General features: G+C 36.1%; 15 protein-coding genes and 1 pseudogene. All 16 read left to right on the plus strand.

Annotated elements, in window-relative coordinates; translation table 11 throughout:
• The coding region (locus ACGH6Q_RS04230) for a DUF2345 domain-containing protein (protein WP_411592046.1) at positions 1–498 on the plus strand (498 nt) is incomplete at its 5' end.
• Positions 498–1,385 carry a DUF4123 domain-containing protein gene (locus ACGH6Q_RS04235; protein WP_411592048.1) on the plus strand — a complete coding sequence of 296 codons (888 nt, stop codon included), beginning with the start codon at positions 498–500 and terminating at the stop codon, positions 1,383–1,385. The genes ACGH6Q_RS04230 and ACGH6Q_RS04235, both read left to right, overlap by 1 nt.
• Positions 1,372–4,020, plus strand: a complete 2,649-nt coding sequence (locus ACGH6Q_RS04240; RefSeq protein WP_411592050.1) for a T6SS effector BTH_I2691 family protein — start codon at positions 1,372–1,374, stop codon at positions 4,018–4,020. Before ACGH6Q_RS04235 ends, ACGH6Q_RS04240 begins: the two co-directional genes overlap by 14 nt.
• A complete protein-coding gene (locus ACGH6Q_RS04245; protein ID WP_411592051.1) occupies positions 4,020–5,210 on the plus strand; it encodes a DUF6708 domain-containing protein in 1,191 nt (396 codons plus the stop codon). The genes ACGH6Q_RS04240 and ACGH6Q_RS04245 overlap by 1 nt, the downstream gene beginning before the upstream one ends.
• Before the next feature lie 110 nt (positions 5,211–5,320).
• Complete coding sequence (locus tag ACGH6Q_RS04250) at positions 5,321–6,505, plus strand: DUF6708 domain-containing protein (RefSeq protein WP_411592052.1); 1,185 nt, start codon at positions 5,321–5,323, stop codon at positions 6,503–6,505.
• 110 nt (positions 6,506–6,615) lie between these two features.
• Positions 6,616–7,800, plus strand: coding sequence for a DUF6708 domain-containing protein (locus tag ACGH6Q_RS04255; protein WP_411592053.1), 1,185 nt, complete (start codon positions 6,616–6,618; stop codon positions 7,798–7,800).
• Positions 7,801–8,095: 295 nt separating this feature from the next.
• The gene (locus ACGH6Q_RS04260) at positions 8,096–8,173 is read left to right on the plus strand and encodes an IS3 family transposase (RefSeq protein ID WP_411592132.1); all 78 of its coding nucleotides are present in this window, start codon (positions 8,096–8,098) and stop codon (positions 8,171–8,173) included.
• Positions 8,174–8,256: 83 nt separating this feature from the next.
• Positions 8,257–8,613 (plus strand): hypothetical protein, encoded by a 357-nt coding sequence (locus ACGH6Q_RS04265; protein WP_411592054.1) that lies wholly within the window; start codon positions 8,257–8,259, stop codon positions 8,611–8,613.
• Positions 8,606–8,947, plus strand: coding sequence for a hypothetical protein (locus ACGH6Q_RS04270; RefSeq protein ID WP_411592055.1), 342 nt, complete (start codon positions 8,606–8,608; stop codon positions 8,945–8,947). Before ACGH6Q_RS04265 ends, ACGH6Q_RS04270 begins: the two co-directional genes overlap by 8 nt.
• Positions 8,851–9,201 (plus strand): annotated as a pseudogene (locus tag ACGH6Q_RS04275) (IS3 family transposase); the annotation flags it as partial. The gene ACGH6Q_RS04270 and the pseudogene ACGH6Q_RS04275, both read left to right, overlap by 97 nt.
• 966 nt (positions 9,202–10,167) lie before the next feature.
• Positions 10,168–10,434, plus strand: coding sequence for a PAAR domain-containing protein (locus ACGH6Q_RS04280; RefSeq protein ID WP_296302966.1), 267 nt, complete (start codon positions 10,168–10,170; stop codon positions 10,432–10,434).
• Between the two features lie 4 nt (positions 10,435–10,438).
• Positions 10,439–11,569 carry a hypothetical protein gene (locus ACGH6Q_RS04285; RefSeq protein ID WP_411592057.1) on the plus strand — a complete coding sequence of 377 codons (1,131 nt, stop codon included), beginning with the start codon at positions 10,439–10,441 and terminating at the stop codon, positions 11,567–11,569.
• A 3-nt stretch (positions 11,570–11,572) separates the two neighbouring features.
• Positions 11,573–14,911: an ImcF-related family protein gene (locus ACGH6Q_RS04290; RefSeq protein WP_411592059.1), complete on the plus strand. Its 3,339-nt coding sequence runs from the start codon at positions 11,573–11,575 to the stop codon at positions 14,909–14,911.
• A 28-nt stretch (positions 14,912–14,939) separates the two neighbouring features.
• Positions 14,940–16,550 (plus strand): type VI secretion system protein TssA, encoded by a 1,611-nt coding sequence (gene tssA, locus ACGH6Q_RS04295; protein WP_411592061.1) that lies wholly within the window; start codon positions 14,940–14,942, stop codon positions 16,548–16,550.
• Positions 16,551–16,608: 58 nt separating this feature from the next.
• Entirely contained in the window at positions 16,609–18,372 is a 1,764-nt protein-coding gene (tssF, locus tag ACGH6Q_RS04300) for a type VI secretion system baseplate subunit TssF (RefSeq protein ID WP_065590735.1), read from the plus strand.
• Positions 18,336–19,382, plus strand: coding sequence for a type VI secretion system baseplate subunit TssG (tssG, locus tag ACGH6Q_RS04305; protein WP_411592063.1), 1,047 nt, complete (start codon positions 18,336–18,338; stop codon positions 19,380–19,382). Before tssF ends, tssG begins: the two co-directional genes overlap by 37 nt.
• Positions 19,383–19,388: the final 6 nt, after the last annotated feature.

Here is a 19,388-nt window from a genome sequence, read left to right on the forward strand (position 1 = left end):
TATGCGCAAGAAGGCATCGCCCTAACTAGTCCTGAAAATATTCAACTGACAACAGCTAACAGCCTCACCTTAACCAGCGAAAACCAAACCGACATCAACGCCTTAAAAAATGTCACCCTCTCATCGGGCGAGGCGATTGGCTTATTTGCCCAAAAATCGGGGATGAAACTATTTGCCAACCAAGGCGATATCGAGGTGCAAGCCCAAAACGCCAACTTCAATATGGCTGCCAAACAAGATATCAAAGTGGATAGTGTCGATGGCAAAGTTACTATTACCGCCAAAGACAACCTCACCCTTATCTGCGGTGGCTCTTATATCAAAATCAGCAGCGAAGGCATTGAACTTGGCACACAGGATAATATTTATCTTAAATGTAATGTGATGCAGAAGATGGGGGTGGCAAATATGGACATTAAATCAGAATTACCACCTATTTGTTCTGGGGTTCAAGAAAACTCAACCAATGAACATGCTATTTTTGTGGAAAGAAAATAATGAAAAATTTAATACCTGATAACCAAATTACTCAAATAATTATTCAGCACATAATGCAGTTTGGTAAATTACATTTACTAGTTGATCCCAAAATCAATGATGAATTCTTTCTAAAAAATTATTTTGATTTTGAGTCAATTGTTCCTGTTCGCGATAGGCAAGATACCGTATCGACAGATTATGAATGCTTACAGCTTTGCACAATATCCAAACAATCAATAGCCGAAAGTACGCAATCGAAGCCAACATCGGTTTTAGAAGATATTATTCAAAACTTAAATGATAAAAAATCTGCAGCGATTGCGATCTTATTTTCACGATATCCTATTAATTATATTCAAAAACAAATTAGTAATGCCATGTTTATGCGCTATGATGGAAGCTATTATCTTTTTCGTTTTTATGACCCCAAAGTTTTAAATCATTTAGTTAGAATTTTTGATCAACAACAATTAGATAACTTATTCGGTGTAATTGAGTATTGGTATTATTGGCATGATAACTATATTGAACTACATCATAAACCAGAAATAATCTTATCTGATATTAACTATCAAATAAGCTCTCGCCAATGGCAACAACTTAATATTGCACAGACATATAATTATTACGAATACATTACAACAAATCAACAAAATAACACATTAACCACAGAGCAGAAAAAAACATTAAATCAGCTGTTAGAATGGGTGTATATGGCAAGTTACACGCAACCTGATAAACACATGCTCAATTATATGGTTAGCTATATCATGGCTCAACCACCATTGTTTTTTCAATCAATAGATAAAGATTTATGTGCTAACCTTATTAATAATAAGGATATTAATAAAATTAAACAATATTTTAATGAATGGCAAGAAGGAATAAAACATGGCATCGCTTGATAATTTACTAGGGCTATTGAAGACAAATGAACAAAATCCAGGTAAACGTTGTCCTAGTTGTCAAGACAAAGAGGGTAATTTATTTGTGCTACCAACTCGTTTGTCTATCGCTGGTTACCTATCGCATAACGATATACCACCATTACCCAATTTTGTGCAAAAAATAGTTAAAGATATACCATTAGCACATTCTAAGTATTGTTTACAAACGCTTAGACAAGGTTATTTATACGTTTTAGAACATCGTAACACGGGCAAAAAATGGCGTGTATTTACCTCTAGCCCAGAGGGGTGTTTGATTGAACATAAAAATGTTGAAAATGTAAGTAATATTCCCCCTACCTATACCTGCAATATTGCATTTGATGGAGCCGATGCATCGTATATTAGTTTTAAAGAAAGCGAAAATATCATTAAGATCTATTTTATATTTACACCTAATAAAATCAGTGCAAGGCGATTAGATCAATATGAAGATCAGGATCTCTATTTACTTTACGGCATAACGCCCGATGAAATTCGCAATGGAGTTAAATCAATATTACCAGATGAATTTTCACCCAATATTTTAGAATTTTCGACAGCAGAAAAGCTAGCAATTCAAGAGAAATTTTTAAATAACACGCCTTTTTGGAGTAATCAATCAGGTGAGCGATATCAAGCATATCAAAAAAAACAGAATGTAGAATTTGTTTACTCCAAGCGTACAAATTTTAATGATGCATCCATAGGTAAGAATTTTTATCGTTATTTGTCGATATACAAAAAGCTGAAGAAACGCCAAGGTGCAGCCATTGTTGTCAACGATCCTATCGGCATCACTCAAAGCTTAAATAATCGTCGCAATCAAGCATTACAACAAAATATTAAACCTTGGATGGAAACTAAAGATAATGAAGGCATTCCTAACGAACACCGCTTACTCATTTATAGACAGCTCTATGGACTTAAAGATTCATTCCGTCAAATGCGCATTAAACAAATGATAAACGAGCAAAATCGATATTATGACAGCTTAAGAATATATGGATCAGATCCAGAACTATCCGATGAGATGAAAGAAATTTTTCTTAGAAATCTTGATAAAGATCAAGAACGGTATGAGAAAAACATTGATAATATCTATACCCAAGAAGCCTCGGAAGATGAATTTGAAGAAAAATATTGGAACCGATTATCGCAAGAAAAGCTCGATACCTTTAAAAAAAATTTTGATGAAAAAAGTCAATTTGCCGAACAAAAGGCAGAAAATCATAGTCAAGATTATATAAAGTGGTTAAAGTCTAAACACCTGCTGCGAGCGCTGGATTTTTATGACTCTAACGAAAAACTCGATGGCATTCAGTTTACTCTGCAAGTCAGTGCATGTATCTGTGGTGCAAGCGGCTCGCCTTCTGTAAGAAAACAATTTGATAAGTGGTGGAGTGCCTCCAAAATTACCCGTGAAAATTTATGTTGGCGTGCATATAGTTTTAATATTACAAGCATAATCGATACAATTAATGAGTATTTGGATTTACAAGAAAAAATCATCATTACTGATGATCCTATTACAAATACTGATCACCTATCAACGGTTGATACCGCTGTTGATTTACTTAATAAAATCACAGACCATATTAATCAAACGGGTCCCATAATTGATGACTTGGCGACACGCGGCTTGCCTATTGCATTATTATCAATTTCATTTGCCGATTTAGTACGATATTTTTTAAAGGTAACTTCAACACAGGCTGAACAGCGAGTTCTTAACTTTTTTGGAAATATGATTTTGTCTAGAATTAATAAAGAGGCGCGAAAGCTGTATGGTTTACGCATTAATATTTGTGGAAAAAGTTTTACCGCTGACCCAGCAAAAGGCGCTAGTAAAATAACCCGTAAAGCGAAAGAACATTTTCAAAATGCCGATCTGGTTAATACTCGAATTGCCATGATCGTTTTCGGGTTTAGCGCTTATGACACAATCCGAAAAATTACACAAGGCAAATGGAAAAATTGGCGAGAGCGTGCCGAACTTGTTGCATCAGGGATGACAACCGTAGCCTCAGTCTTCCAAATAGGAACCAGCGTTGTTGAATATTGTATTGGTAACAATCCAAAATCGATGACCGCAATTACAACGCGTAATGCCTTTGGACGAATATTTTTATGGGGTGCGACCTTATCGGCAATGGCAGGAGGAATGTCGGTGTGCTTTGATATTATGGATGGTAATGCCGCTCTAGATAAAAATAATGGCGTGATTGCTATCGCATATTATGCTAGAGCAATGGCAACCTTTGCGCTTAGTATATCGCAATTCTTAGCAGCATTAGGTTCTTTAGTTCCATGGCTAGAAAGAATTGTAAATGAAAGTATTAAGCGAACTATTTGGGTAGCTATGGCTGAATGGGGATTATTTTTAGGACGGATAGCATTGCAACGAGGGGTAGCTATAGTAATTGGCGTGGTAAGTTTTTTTGCAACCTTATTTACTATCGTTGTGTGTGTCGTTATGATAATTTTTGACGATAATGCATTACAAAAATGGTTAGATCGTTGCTGCTTTAGTAAAGATCCCAAACGTGATCAATTTGATGACTTAACTGAAGAGTTAAACGAGTTTTACCAAGCAGTTCAGGGGACATTTTAATGTATATTGGTGAATTTATATTGTGGTTAGGTAGTGCAATTAAACCTGAAACACGTAAAAAATTGAAAAAAGATTATTCTGATAACTCAATGAAATTAAGCGAAGTCGCCAAAGATTATACTAAAGAGTCGGTCAGTCATAATCCACGCCCGATAGGACCTTATTATGCCTATAACGATCGCTATTTAGAGATACGAGGAGGTATGCTTGAAAATTTTCGGGGAATTATTACTTGGATTAGTTTTGCTATATTTTTTATTACAGCATCAGGAGGTTATTTCGCACTTAAAGTGGCTTTAAAATTATACAATAATGAATGGGATAATCATAAAATCGGTTCTGGAATATTTGCAATGGTATTTTTTACAGTCATTTTTTTAGTCTCTTCTTACTTATGCATCCGCTACTTCCGTTATGTCTGTCGCTTAGAGTTATTCACGCTTCGCCATATTCGGGTACGGTTTAATCGGGTAACACGGCAAGTGTATGTACAACGCCCTAAATATTGTGGCGGTACTGCAGTGTTTAAATGGGAACATATTATGCCCGCTAATTTTGGTGAGACTGGCTCGGATATGGGCGGTACTAATGTGGTTAACTTGTTTACTTTTCACCCTTATAAAACTGGCTTTCCAGTTGCACAGTCCGTGGGCGTAGGCAAAAACACTTATGATCCTCAAGATTATAAAGACGAGTGGGAATTTATCCGCCGTTATATGGAAGACGGTCCTAAAAACCTACCTAAACCACGCCTAAGCACCCACTTACCCATGCCTTTTCACGGTGTTGAGGGGCATATTCGCCCCATGATCCATCTGGCAAAAAATAACCCCAGTGTGATCATGATTTTAATGTTAATCCCCGTCTTTTTAATCTTATTGCCATTTTATACGGTGGGTTACTTTATGTCGGAATGCCTATGCTGGCAACCTCGTTGGCCAAAAGTGATCAGGCAAGCGGGTAAACCGGGAAAACCGCTACCAAAAGAAACCACCCTATCAGATTACCCACCCGATGTACAAAAGGCGATTTTAGATAACAGCCAAGAGTGGGGCGTGATTGATGACGAAACGGGTGAACTTATTGACTATGGTCAATTTAAAAGACCCAAGAAAAAAGCCAGCCGAAAAAGAAAAACAAAAATAGCAAAACAAGCTGAAAAGCCTATAAAAGAGAACTCAGGGGATTAATTAGTAAGGTTAGATCAAAGCTGCTTTAGTAAAGATCCCAAACGTGATCAATTTGATGACTTAACCGAGGAGCTAAGTGAGTTTTATCAAGCAGTTCAGGGGACATTTTAATGTATATTGGTGAATATTTATTTTGGTTAAGTAGTGCTATTAAAACCGCAACTCGTAAAAAATTGAAAATGGGCTATTTTAGTGGTGATATGAAGTTAAGAGAAGTCGCCAAAGATTATACTAAAGAGTCGGTCAGTAACAATCCACGCCCGATAGGGCCTTATTATGCCTATAACGATCGCTATTTAGAGATACGAGGGGGTATGTTTGAAAATTTTCGGGGGATTATTACTTGGATTAGTTTTGCTATATTTTTTATTCCTTATTCTAGTGGAGATTTGGGATTAAATATTTTACTCAAATTATATCATCATGAGCGTGGTAATGTTGCCTCGGGTATATTTGCAATAATATTTTTTTTAATTATATTTTTAGTTTCCACTTACTTATGCATCCGCTACTTCCGTTATGTCTGTCGCTTAGAGTTATTCACGCTTCGCCATATTCGGGTACGGTTTAATCGGGTAACACGGCAAGTGTATGTACAACGCCCTAAATATTGTGGCGGCACTGCGGTATTTAAATGGGAACATATTATGCCCGCTAATTTTGGCGAGACTGGCTCGGATATGGGCGGTACCAACTTAGTTAATGTGTTCTCCTTTCACCCTTATAAAACTGGCTTTCCTGTTGCACAGTCCGTAGGCGTAGGCAAAAACACTTATAATCCTCAAGATTATAAAGACGAGTGGGAATTTATCCGCCGTTATATGGAAGACGGTCCTAAAAACCTGCCTAAACCACGCCTAAGTACCCATTTACCCATGCCCTTTCATGGTGTTGAGGGGCATATTCGCCCCATGATCCATCTGGCAAAAAATAACCCCAGTGTGATCATGATTTTAATGTTAATCCCCGTCTTTTTAATCTTATTGCCATTTTATACTATGGGTTACTTTATGTCGGAATGCCTATGCTGGCAACCTCGTTGGCCAAAAGTGATCAGGCAAGCGGGTAAACCGGGAAAACCTCTACCAAAAGAAACCACCCTATCAGATTACCCACCCGAGGTACAAAAGGCGATTTTAGATAGTAGCCAAGAGTGGGGCGTGATTGATGACGAAACAGGCGAACTTATTGACTATGGTCAATTTAAAAGACCCAAGAAAAAAGCCAGCCGAAAAAGAAAAACAAAAATAGCAAAACAAGCTGAAAAGCCTATAAAAGAGAACTCAGGGGATTAATTAGTAAGGTTAGATCAAAGCTGCTTTAGTAAAGATCCTAAACGCGATCAATTTGATGACTTAACTGAAGAGTTAAACGAGTTTTACCAAGCAGTTCAGGGGACATTTTAATGTATATTGGTGAATTTATATTGTGGTTAGGTAGTGCAATTAAACCTGAAACACGTAAAAAATTGAAAAAAGATTATTCTGATAACTCAATGAAATTAAGCGAAGTCGCCAAAGATTATACTAAAGAGTCGGTCAGTAACAATCCACGCCCGATAGGGCCTTATTATGCCTATAACGATCGCTATTTAGAGATACGGGGGGGGATGTTTGAAAATTTTCGGGGGATTATTACTTGGATTTTTTTAGCTATATTTTTTGTTTCTTTTTCATGTTGTAATGCTAGTTTGCAAATTGCTTTACAATTATATAAAGATGGAGGAGTAAATATTGTTTCTGGAATATTTGCAATAATATTTTTGTCAATTATTTTTTTAGTTTCATTGTATTTATGCATCCGTTACTTCCGTTATATCTGTCGCTTGGAGTTATTCACGCTTCGCCATATTCGGGTACGGTTTAATCGGGTAACACGACAAGTGTATGTACAACGCCCTAAATATTGTGGCGGTACTGCGGTGTTTAAATGGGAACATATTATGCCCGCTAATTTTGGCGAGACTGGTTCGGATATGGGCGGTACCAACTTAGTTAATGTGTTCTCCTTTCACCCTTATAAAACTGGCTTTCCAGTTGCACAGTCCGTGGGCGTAGGCAAAAACACTTATGATCCTCAAGATTATAAAGACGAGTGGGAATTTATCCGCCGTTATATGGAAGACGGTCCTAAAAACCTGCCTAAACCACGCCTAAGCACCCACTTACCCATGCCTTTTCACGGTGTTGAGGGGCATATTCGCCCTATGATCCATCTGGCAAAAAATAATCCCAGTGTGATCATACTTTTAATGTTAATCCCCGTCTTTTTAATCTTATTGCCATTTTATACGGTGGGTTACTTTATGTCGGAATGCCTATGCTGGCAGCCTCGTTGGCCAAAAGTGATCAGGCAAGCGGGTAAACCGGGTAAACCTCTACCAAAAGAAACCACCCTATCAGATTACCCACCCGAGGTACAAAAGGCGATTTTAGATAGTAGCCAAGAGTGGGGCGTGATTGATGACGAAACAGGCGAACTTATTGACTATGGTCAATTTAAAAGACCCAAGAAAAAAGCCAGCCGAAAAAGAAAAACAAAAATAGCAAAACAAGCTGAAAAGCCTATAAAAGAGAACTCAGGGGATTAATTAGTAAGGTTAGATCAAAGCTGCTTTAGTAAAGATCCTAAACGCGATCAATTTGATGACTTAACCGAGGAGCTAAGTGAGTTTTATCAAGCAGTTCAGGGGACATTTTAATGTATATTGGTGAATTTATATTGTGGTTAGGTAGTGCAATTAAACCTGAAATCCGTAAAAAATTGAAAAAAGATTATTCTGATAACTCAATGAAATTAAGCGAAGTCGCCAAAGATTATACTAAAGAGTCGGTCAGTCATATTTTGATTCACTGGCGCAACTTAAATTGGAATTTAATCACTATGTGGATTGGTTTAATTATAATCGACTTCATTCAACATTAAATTACCAGTCGCCGATTGAATACAAAAAAAATCGATGACCTTATCTTTTTGGTACTAAAAAGTGTGGACATACCAAAATATAAATGCAGAGGATTGGTGCAATTAACTTGAAAGAAAAATTATGCAAAATATTCTTCATTTTCAGTTAGTCTTATGGAGGTTTGCTGGCCTGGCAGGTTTAGTCGTCATGATATTAGATTTTGCGGTTACTATGCTATCTGACGATAATCTTGAAACTTGGCTTAAACGTTGCGCCTTGCGTTCCGATAAATATTTAATGCCTCATAATAAAAGTCATATTTATCAGACCCCACAACAGCAAACCACCGCGTTTGAAACTGAAGTATTAAAGGATATGTTTGATATTAACAAAAATGAGTCACAAGCTAATAGCAATACCAACTATACTATTGATTTTGATGAAGCATTAGCATTAATTGAACAAGATATGGATGAAAGAGGATTTTTAAATGGTTAAATACAGTTTATTAAAAGGCACCGTCAACCACCTGCAAATAAAGGATGACCCGAAAGGGCTACGCTCTGATGATATCGGACTGTTAGCAATGATTGGGCTAATGATTGTCGCAGCATTTGAACTTATTGGTGTTTTAATCGGGTCGTTAACATCAGGCAGTATTACCCTAGAAGGCAAAAGTTTTCAATGTTATGTAGGTCGTAAAAAGGTACAAGGAAAATTAGAGCATACTTATTTCGGCGTCACTTTCCTAAAAATGTACTCATTCATAGTGACCAAGGAAGCCAATATTGCAGTGCTGATTTCAAGCAATTATTGTTACAATATGAACTAAGGCAAAGCATGAGTCGAAGAGGAAACTGCTTTGATAATGCGGTTGTTGAGAGTTTTTTTCATACACTCAAAACCCATATTATTCATGACTGTTACTATAAAACGAGGAAGCAGGCTAATAAAGCACTATTTGAATATATTGAAATCTATTATAATCGGATACGCCGTCATTCAGCCAATGGCTGGGTATCACCTGAACAATATGAACAACAATATTACCAAAACGAAAAAATGATAGAGGCGGGCACTGTCTAATATTTTGGCGAGGATCAATTAACTATATAAACAAATTGGATGATAATAATCCTTTTTATTATTAAAAAAATGAATAAGAAAAATGGTGTACTGATATGAACCTAAAATCATTTTATAAAATTCAAAATCAAATGGTCTATAAATCCTGACAACATCATGCCACACCACCGATTTTACCTTACTTAGGCGATGGTTTTATTTGCATTACTAGAACAAAAGATTAACGTATTAAAATCAAATTCAAAAAATTTGAAGATTAGCTTTTATTGTATGTATTTTTATAGTAATTGTTCTGTTTTTATCTGGTGAATTTACGTTGAATAATATTATTTTTGTTGATATTAGAATAGGATACTTTTTGTGCTCTGGATTTTTTTATATTATATAAAAAAATTAAGCAACACATGTTACACTTACAGGAGGTAAATTTTTATGCTTTTAGGTCGGTAAGATACCTATAATATTAATTTATATATAATAAACAAACAATATTTTGCTCAATTTCTTCGTGTAGAGTAAATATTCCACCCAATATAATGATGTCGCCACTCTAGATATTAGACGAGCTAAATCAGGGGGGGAAAGTATGATATCTTTTTACTATAAGCCAACGCACTTGGCAAAAAAGGGAATAGCGGTTAACAATAAAAAGAAAGCGATGTAAATAATAAAGGTAGCTGTTATTTAAGGTTAATTCTAAAGTAAATAACATTTGATAGTGAAAGATTTTCTTTCTACAAGATATCTTTATATATTGATTAATAAAAAGGGTAATTAGAGTAATTTTTAATTCCTGATAAAATATTGTGTAAATATAAAATAAAAATGTAAACGAAGTTGCAACATAGAGGAAATCAACCAAACTGGTTTTATCAAGTTTAGGCAATAAGTTTATGACAAATAGGAATGTATTGTTTCATAAAAAATTAAAAGTTATTCAAATATAAAATATAAAGGAATAAAACAATGGGTAAAAATGTGGTTCGATTAGGCGATCCAACAACACATGGTGGTTCGGTCATATCTGCATCCTCAAAGACAATAATTGAAGGAAAACCTGTCGCTTTGATTGGTGATCTAGTCAGTTGTCCTAAAAAAGATCATGGCATAAATAAAATTATTGAAGGAGCTAAAATGGGCTTTTCTGATGGTAAGCTTGTGGTCATTGATCAGTGTTTATGTGAATGTGGCTGTAAAGTTCTTTCTACAATTAACTCTGCAATAATGGAATAATATTATGTCTTGGCCTAAACCTATCATCATTGATACCTTAAAAGCACCTAAAGCATTACATCGTGGATGGTGGCTATTCTTTTTTATCATATTGATTTTAATTTCAAGTATTGTGCTTGCTTTATTATGGACTGATAACAATTATTTTTTGCAATGGCAATTTTGGTTAAGCATTATATTGATTTCGACCGTAATAGAGAGTATTGCACTTAGTATTCGGCTTTATCTTTATGGGCTGGCGCAAGAAGAATATGAACTATGGCTACATGAACAAAAGAATGTTGAGCAAAATTGGCAAAATTGGGCAATGCAATCATTAGTTGTTCTTGATAGTTTGTATGTTTTACCAAATGAACTCAAACTAAAAGACCTTTTGACAAATAATCCGGATGCGACTTCTAAAATTAATAAATCATTAGCATTTGAAGAAAAATTTGATTTGATTGAATCTATTGAAAGTTTATTTTTGTCAATGCGAGATGTGTTATCTCAACTTCCTATTAAGGAGCCGATCAATGTTATTGTTTACTCGTCACCTGAATCATATAATCTTATTGAAAATAAGTTTAATGATGTCTGTGGTAGTGTAAAAATAGCACAACCTTATACAGTATCCCACCATGTTATGAATCATAGTGATATTGATAAATTAAATGAATGGATTGATAGTTCTCAATCAGTCATACACTTAATTATTATTAATAACGCTAACTCTTCAGGAACGGCTTTCTTGTGTGCTTTTTTATTGATGGATAAGGCATACTATCAAGATTTAGCAATTGACATAGCAAAAATTGAAATTTTAAGGCCAATGATAACCTCGGATATGCCTTTAGGCGTTCAACAGATGGCCGAAATCCAACCAGCCATTCATCAGATAAAACAACTTTGGTTTTCAAATCTTGATAACAAAAAACAAGTAGATGTTACTAAACAGTTGGCTGAATGGAACATTTCACCTGAACAGATGTATCAATTAGAAAGTATTGTTGGTAATCAAACAGATTTTTCATTCTGGCTTTCACTAGCATTGACATGCGAAACGGTAATTCAAACAAAAAAAAATAATTTAATTGCTGCAATAAACCAAAATCAATGGTTACTTTCAGTCGTGACAGCAGTAAATGGGGAATAGTAAATGAAAAATAAATGGAAAAACATTGGTTATATTTTGCTTATATTTTTAGGTGCCATATTATTAACCTTAGCACTTGTTTTTTTTGGTGATAAGTTTGGTTATGACACAATGAAGGAAAAAACCACCATTTGGGTGCAAGTAATGTTACTGATATTAGGTTTGTTATTTTTACCTACTATCTTCACAATGGGATACAAATTATGGAATCAAGAAAAAGCTAAGCATGAGAAACTTAACCCAAAAGAAAATAAAAAGCAAAAACAACAAAAAGTCATTCCATTTGCTGAATTTCTGGATATTCAAAAACAGTGTCGATATCGTTATGGCTTCTTTTGGCGTTATAAAGTTTGTAAATGTTTAGTTTTGGGGCATCACTCTGACGTTGAGCATTTGTTACCTAATTTGTCACAAGATCAATGGCAATTGTCTGATAATACGCTCATGGTGTACGGTGGCGATATTCAAGATGAGCCAAATACACAATGGTTAGAAACCTTAAAAAAATACTTCTCGCGTATTTTACCATTTTTTAGCAAACCGCTTGATGCAGTTATTTGGGTTGTACCTAAGCATTATCTTGATGATAACCGCCAACAACAATTATTACTTGAAAAGGCAGTATTAAAGCTACAAGCTCGTAATAAAGTTTTAAAATGGTCTGCACCACTTTATTTAGTTGCAGGGCAGTCGAGTGAATGGTCACAAACAGGACGGATAGAGCAGAGTGTTGGAGTGCTTTTCACTGAGTTAAAACAAGATGACATGGAATCGGTTGTTGTATCTCTTAATCAATTAGCAAAAGAGTGTAGTCAACGTGGCGTAAGACAGCTTAAAGATAATACTTGTTATTCGTTTTTGCTCAAATTAAGTCAGAATTTAGTTAAGCGCGATATCACGAATATTAGACGTTATTTAACCTCTCTAATTGCTTTTCCTTATTCTCCTCATGTTCGAGGACTATTTTTTGCTCCTCCTCAATCAAAGTCAAATGATGAAAATATGCCTATTTTTGAGCATTCTTTAGCCATAACTCCGACATGGCAATCAATTCGAGATGATGCTAATTCGCAAATGGGGCGACGCATGGGGATCCAATGGGATATTTGGTCTTGTTATGCACTACTTTCACTTATGGGCGTAATGTGTATAGCGCTGTGTACTTCGTATTTTCGAAATGCATCGCTTATTGATGATAGTTTTGAACTTGTTAAGCTAGCCGATGATTCCATTAAACAAGATTATACTTCACGGTTACAAATACAACATCAGTTACAACAGCATTTAGAGCAGTTACTTTATCGTCAACAACATGGTGCACCTTTATTTAATCGGTTTGGCTTAAATCATAATGATGAGGTACTTAAAAGAATGTGGCTTACCTATCGTGCAACAAATTCACGTAATATTGCTACGCCATTTCATAATATCATGACCGATTATTTGAACTTATTGACTGAATTACCACCAGGCGATTCTCGTCGGGAAAAATTAGTCGATTCTGCATATGATGTATTAAAAGCTTATTTAATGATGGGACACCCAGATAAGAGTGATGGGCTTTATTTAAGCCAGTTTGCTACAACTAAATGGCGAGCGCCAGAAGGTGTGAGCGATGGAGATTGGCAACGACTTATGCCTGATTTGGTTCGTTTTTGGGGACAGATGCTTAATTTACATCCTGATTGGGCACAAAGTAATGATACTCGTTTAGTTAAAGACGTTAGACAAATTTTAATTAATAAAATTGGTGTACAAAATGCTGTTAATACGCTTTATCAAGAGATGATTCAACGAGCTAGCCAGCATTATGCAAATCAAAATTTGAATCAGTTACTGGAAGGGTTAGACAGTCAAATGCTGTTTTCAACGGATACCGAGATTCCTGGCGTTTATACTCGCAAAGCTTGGGATAATACTATTAAAGATGAAATTGCTGAGGTGGCAAAATATCGAAAAGAACAAATTGATTGGGTATTGAGTGATGGAGAAAATGATTTAACGGCTTCAATTTCCCCTGATACGTTAAAAAAACAACTAACCGACCGTTATTTTAGTGAATATGGTGCTGCATGGTTAAACTTTTTAAATACAATTCAGTGGCATTCATCTAATAATGTTTCAGATGTTATTGAGCAACTGACATTACTGGCTGATACTCGCCAGTCTCCTTTAATTGCTTTAATCAACGTGGTTAAGTATCAGTCTGAAGTCGCTTATTCAGGTGATGGTTTATCCGATAATTTAATTCGTTCTGCCCAAGAGTTGATTGGAAATAAATCAAAGACAGGGTTGCCGATAAATAACGAGGCCTCTGGACCATTAACAGCAACATTTTTACCTGTTACCAGTTTACTTAATAATAACAATACGAATGGACTTTCTTTGCAGACCTATTTGTTACGCATTACTCAAGTTCGTTTAAAATTACAAAATATAGCCAATAGTGCTGATCCCCAAGCGATGATGCAAGGATTAGCGAAAAGTGTTTTTAAAGGTACTTCGATTGATTTAACCGAAACGCGAGATTATGGAAACTTAATTGCCGCTAATTTAGGTGAAGAGTGGTCTGGATTTGGTTATAGCTTATTTAAACGACCGCTAGAACAATCATGGCAAGTGGTGTTAGCGCCAGCGGCCAATAGTTTTAATGAGGTTTGGCAAAATTACATTGTTAGTCAATGGGAAAAATCTTTTGCTGGTCGCTATCCTTTTAAAAATACTGACAACGAAGCATCATTGGCTGAGCTAGCCCGTTTTTTACGTGCCGATACAGGAATTATTGATAGTTTTATCACCAGTGAGCTAAATGGAGTATTGGAAAAGAAAGGTGGAAGTTGGGTTATCAATTCAGTCAATGCTCAAGGTCTTAATTTTTCACCTAAGTTTCTTGATGCGCTAAAATTATTTAATGAATTATCAGCAGAACTGCTCACAACAGGGGATGTCGCTTTATCATTTGATATCATGCCTCGTAGTGGTAGCAAAATTACTCGGACAGAATTGGTGGTTAATAAGCAAAAGCTGGAGTATTTTAATCAGTCTCCTACTTGGAAACGCTTTAATTGGCCAGGCGATGGATACTCACCTTATTCACAGCTAAGCTGGAGTAGTGATACGTCAGGATTACGGCTTTATAAATACTATAGTGGTGATTGGGCGTGGATCCGTTTACTTGGTTCAGCTTCTGTCAAACCGTTGGATTCAAGCCGTTATGAAATTGTTTGGAAAGCGCCAGATCAACGTAAATTAAGATTTATTTTACGTACTCAGTTAGGGGGTGGTCCATTAACATTATTGAAGTTACGTAATTTTACTTTACCGAAAACGGTATTTGAATAACAATTAATTAAAATATTGGATTATTATTATGTTTAGCCAATTATTAAGCCGTTTTTTAGGGCAACAAACCCCTAGTCAATCTATGACAAGGGAGTTAAACCAACGTTGGAATGACTGGTTGCAACCCATTACACCAGACAAGCCTACAGGAGAGGATTTAACCTATCACGACACATTCCAAGAAATTAAAGAAGAGATCGCAAAATTGTCTGGGGTTAATTACCCACTGATTATTACTGAAAGTGAAACGATATTAAAACAAAATAGTAAAGATATTCGTGTTGCAACTTATTATTGTTTGGCACGCTTATATGTAGATGGTGCGGATGGCTTTGCTGATGGCGTTGAGCTGTTAGCTGGGTTACTGAATAAATTTGGTTCATCAATTTACCCATCACGGCATAATATTCGTAAAAATGCGGTAGAATGGCTTGCTAATGCAAAATTTGTTGATCAACTTACTCAATTACGCCCTATACCTGAACTTTGCTTGACGCGTATTATTGTTGCGTTAAATCAAATTGATCATAGTTGCCAAAAACTTTTTGTTAGTGATGATCCTAATCAACCTATTGATTCGCCCGATTTATCAGCATTAGTTCACTTTTTTAATAGTGGTATAAGTCAACCAGCTAAAACCGCCAATTTTGCACAAGCCACTCCAGTAACCCCAGAACCTTCTTCACAATTAGATTCGCCTAAAAATATAACTGGAATGAAGATTGGTTCTCAACGTGATTTGCTCGATCTGGCCCGTAAAATGGCGACTTTTTTGCGTGAAAAGCCTGATGGTTATCTTGCCGCTGGTCGCTTTTTAAGGGTGCTAAGATGGGATACGATTATTGATTTACCTCCAGCTGATCATCGGGGAAAAACACGGTTACCAGCCCCAAGAACAGAGCTTAAACAGCATATTAGCCGTTTAATCCTTCAACAACAATGGTCAGAGCTTTTTGAACGTGTTGAAGCTGCTTTTATGGAAAGCGCTAATCATTTTTGGTTAGATTTGCAACGGGCAACGGTAATGTCGTTACAAAAAATGGGACAGCCTTATCAATCATGGGCGGATATTTATTTAACCGATATTGGGTTGATGTTAGAGCGGTTAAATGGTGTTGAGCACCTCTTTTTTGAAAATGGTATGCCATTTGCTGATGATGAAACATTAGATTGGATTGCAAATAATGCTCGTATTCATCATTTAGATGAAGGTGACAGTATGCAACCCATTGCAGTATCTGCTGCTGATGATTGGAATGAAATTGAAAAACAAGCTTTAGAACTAGCTCATGCCGAAAGTTTAGAAAAAGCGTTTTATTGGCTACAAAACTTGCCATTGCTACGTTCCCCTAAACAACGCTTTTTATTGCAATATACACAGGCAAGAGTTGCTGAGCAACTTGGCAAGCAAGATATTGCATTAAAGCTATTTATTGGTTTGAATAATCAACAACAATCCTTGACATTATTACAGTGGGAGCAAGAATTGGTGTTTGAGGTTAAGCGATGTTTATTGCGATTAATCAAGCAAAAAACGAAATCTAAAGAGATAATCAAGCCACATTTGTTAGAGTTAGTTGAGTTATTACAACAAGAGCTAATTCATCTAGATCCAGCAAGGGCATTAAGTGTGATGTAATTTTATCAACGATAAAAAATAATCTGACTAAATAATATAAAAAATAAAGAGATAAACGATGGATGATTTAATTTTACGTTATTATGAATCAGAAATGCGTTACTTGCGAGATGCAGGAAAAGAATTTTCGAAAATTCATCCTGATAGAGCAAGTCAACTGAATTTAGATCGCGTTGGTGATCGTGATCCTTATGTGGAGCGATTATTTGAAGGCTTTGCTTTTCTAACTGGGCGGCTACGCCAAAAAATTGATGATGATTTACCTGAACTTACTGAAAGTTTAGTAAGCCTACTTTGGCCACACTATTTGCGGTTAATTCCGTCATTGTCTATTATTGAATTAACGCCAAATTATATGACATTATCTTGCCCAGAAGTGATTCCCAAAGGATTACAAGTACAGACAGAACCACTTGGTCAGGCAGGTACACAGTGCCCATATCGTACGACACAAGCTGTGACGCTACAACCAATAAAAATCAGTCAAGCAAAAATAGGTATCAATTATGATGGTCGAAGCATGATTACTCTTCGTCTCCGTTTTGGTGAGTTAGCTGATCTTAAACTACTTGACTTGTCCCAACTACGATTATATTTAAATGCAGATGGACCGATTGCATCAGCGTTATATTATGCGTTAACACAGCAGGTAGCTTCAATATACTTGCGTTATGCAACCCAACCTGAAAAACGCATAAATTTGCAAGGTAAAATAACCCCAGTCGGTTTTGGTGACGATGAGCGTTTGTGGCTAAAACCTGATAATGCTTTTGCTGGGTATCAACTATTATTAGAGTATTTTGCATTTCGTGAAAAATTTATGTTTGTTGATTTGCATGGGTTAGAGAAACATGCTATTCCAGAACAATGTGATTACATTGATATCGAACTATTGCTTAACCAAACTTGGCCAAGTGATATGCCTTTTGACCATAGCAATATTCGTTTGCATTGTGTACCAGCCATTAATTTATTCGATATGGAAGCTGATCCTATTGTTGTTAATCAATTAGAAAGTGAATATTTGCTTCGTCCATTATTGCGTCAAAGTGGACATGTAGAGGTTCATTCTGTTGAGCATGTCGAGTCTATCACTCGTAATGGACGTTACCACTATGTCCCTTTTACGAGCTTTAAACATCGAGGTGGTATGTTACGGCATGATGCTCCAGAAAGGTATTATCATACTCGAGTTCGTAAAGGTGCATCGGGTTTACATGATACTTGGTTGATTTTGGGCGGTAAGATTTGGGATAAAGAGGATGAGCTTGAGCCAGAAACTTTATCATTACGCATCACTGGTACTAATGGCATGTTACCTCGTAAAGCATTACGCAATGCTCGAATTCATGAGCTGTGTCATTCGCAAAATTTTATCGCAAAAGTGAGAAATTTATGCTCTCCAACGTTACCTTGTTATCCACCAACAGAAGATCGTTTTTATTGGCGGGTGCTATCGCATTTAGCACCTAATTATCTGTCATTAATGAATGCGGAAGTGTTGCGTGGAACACTTGCTTTATATGATTGGACTGATAACGAATTAAATCGCCGCCGTTTAGAGGGAATAGTAGAGGTTTCTCATCGAATGATCAAACGTATTGAAAAAGGGATGTTGCAACGCGGTATAGAAATTGAGGTGACAATTAACAGTTACCAATTTACAGGTGATGGTGATGTGATGCTTTTTGGTGAGTTGTTACACCAATTTTTTGCATTATATGCCGATGTTAACTTATTTACGCAATTAGCGATTATAGTTTTACCAACAGGAAATAAAATTGTATGGAATCACAGCAAAGCATCGAAAGCAGTCCTTTAATGCAGGCTCTTGAAAAGAACCTGCCAAAAATGAATTTTTATCGTTTTTGTCAGTTAATTGAACAAATTTATGCAGATGGTCCTGTGTTGGGTAAACACGAAACCCCAACAGCGGATCCTTTACGTTTTGCTCCATCTATCGATATGTCTTTTCCGGCAAGTGAATTGAAATATATAGAGAGAGCGCCTTATATTAATCGGCCAACTACAGTTAGAACTCGATTTTTAGGGTTGTATGGTGTTGATGCTGCATTACCACTCGGCTTACTTGATAATATTATTCGCCGTGAAGAAAACTATCAAACCATGACCGACTTTTTAGATATATTTAACCATCGAATAATAACCCAATTTTATCGGATTTGGTTGAAATATCATTATCCGGCAAGCTTTTTAGATGGCGGAAAAGATCCGATATCACTATGTTTACTTGGATTAACGGGATTTGGTATTGAAGGAACGAGTAAACAAATTGGTACACCACTATCTCGTTTTTTAGCATTATTAGGTTTAATTACACAAAAAACACGTACAGCCGAAGGTATAGTTGGGTTAGTGCGAGTGTTAGTCAATGATGCAAAAGTTGTTGTAAGTGAGTTTCATCCTGTTTGGCAATCCATTGATAACCCCGCACAGTTGGGGGGAAAACGGCATGAACAAGCTGCTTTAGATGGTGGTGCTATATTAGGATCTCGCTTTAGAGAATGTAATCAAACCGTCCATATTGCAATTACTCCACAACATGAAAGCCAGATTGCAGATTTACTACCTGGTGGGCAATTATACTATGACTTATTGGCTCTATTACGCGCTTATCTGGGATATCAAGTGGATGCCAAAATGACGCTCTATATTCAGCGCCAATTTTTACCTCGTAGTCAATTGGCATCTAAAAATAGCCGATTAGGGCAAACTGCATCATTTACTAAAAAAACAGTAGATGGTGAATCTCTTCAAGATGAAGTCGCTGTAAATTTAGGCTGCTATTACGGCATTAGTTATGCAGCATAATATAAA

Origin of the sequence: Gilliamella sp. BG2 (assembly GCF_046635645.1) — a bacterium.
Classification (GTDB): Bacteria; Pseudomonadota; Gammaproteobacteria; order Enterobacterales; family Orbaceae; genus Gilliamella; species Gilliamella bombi.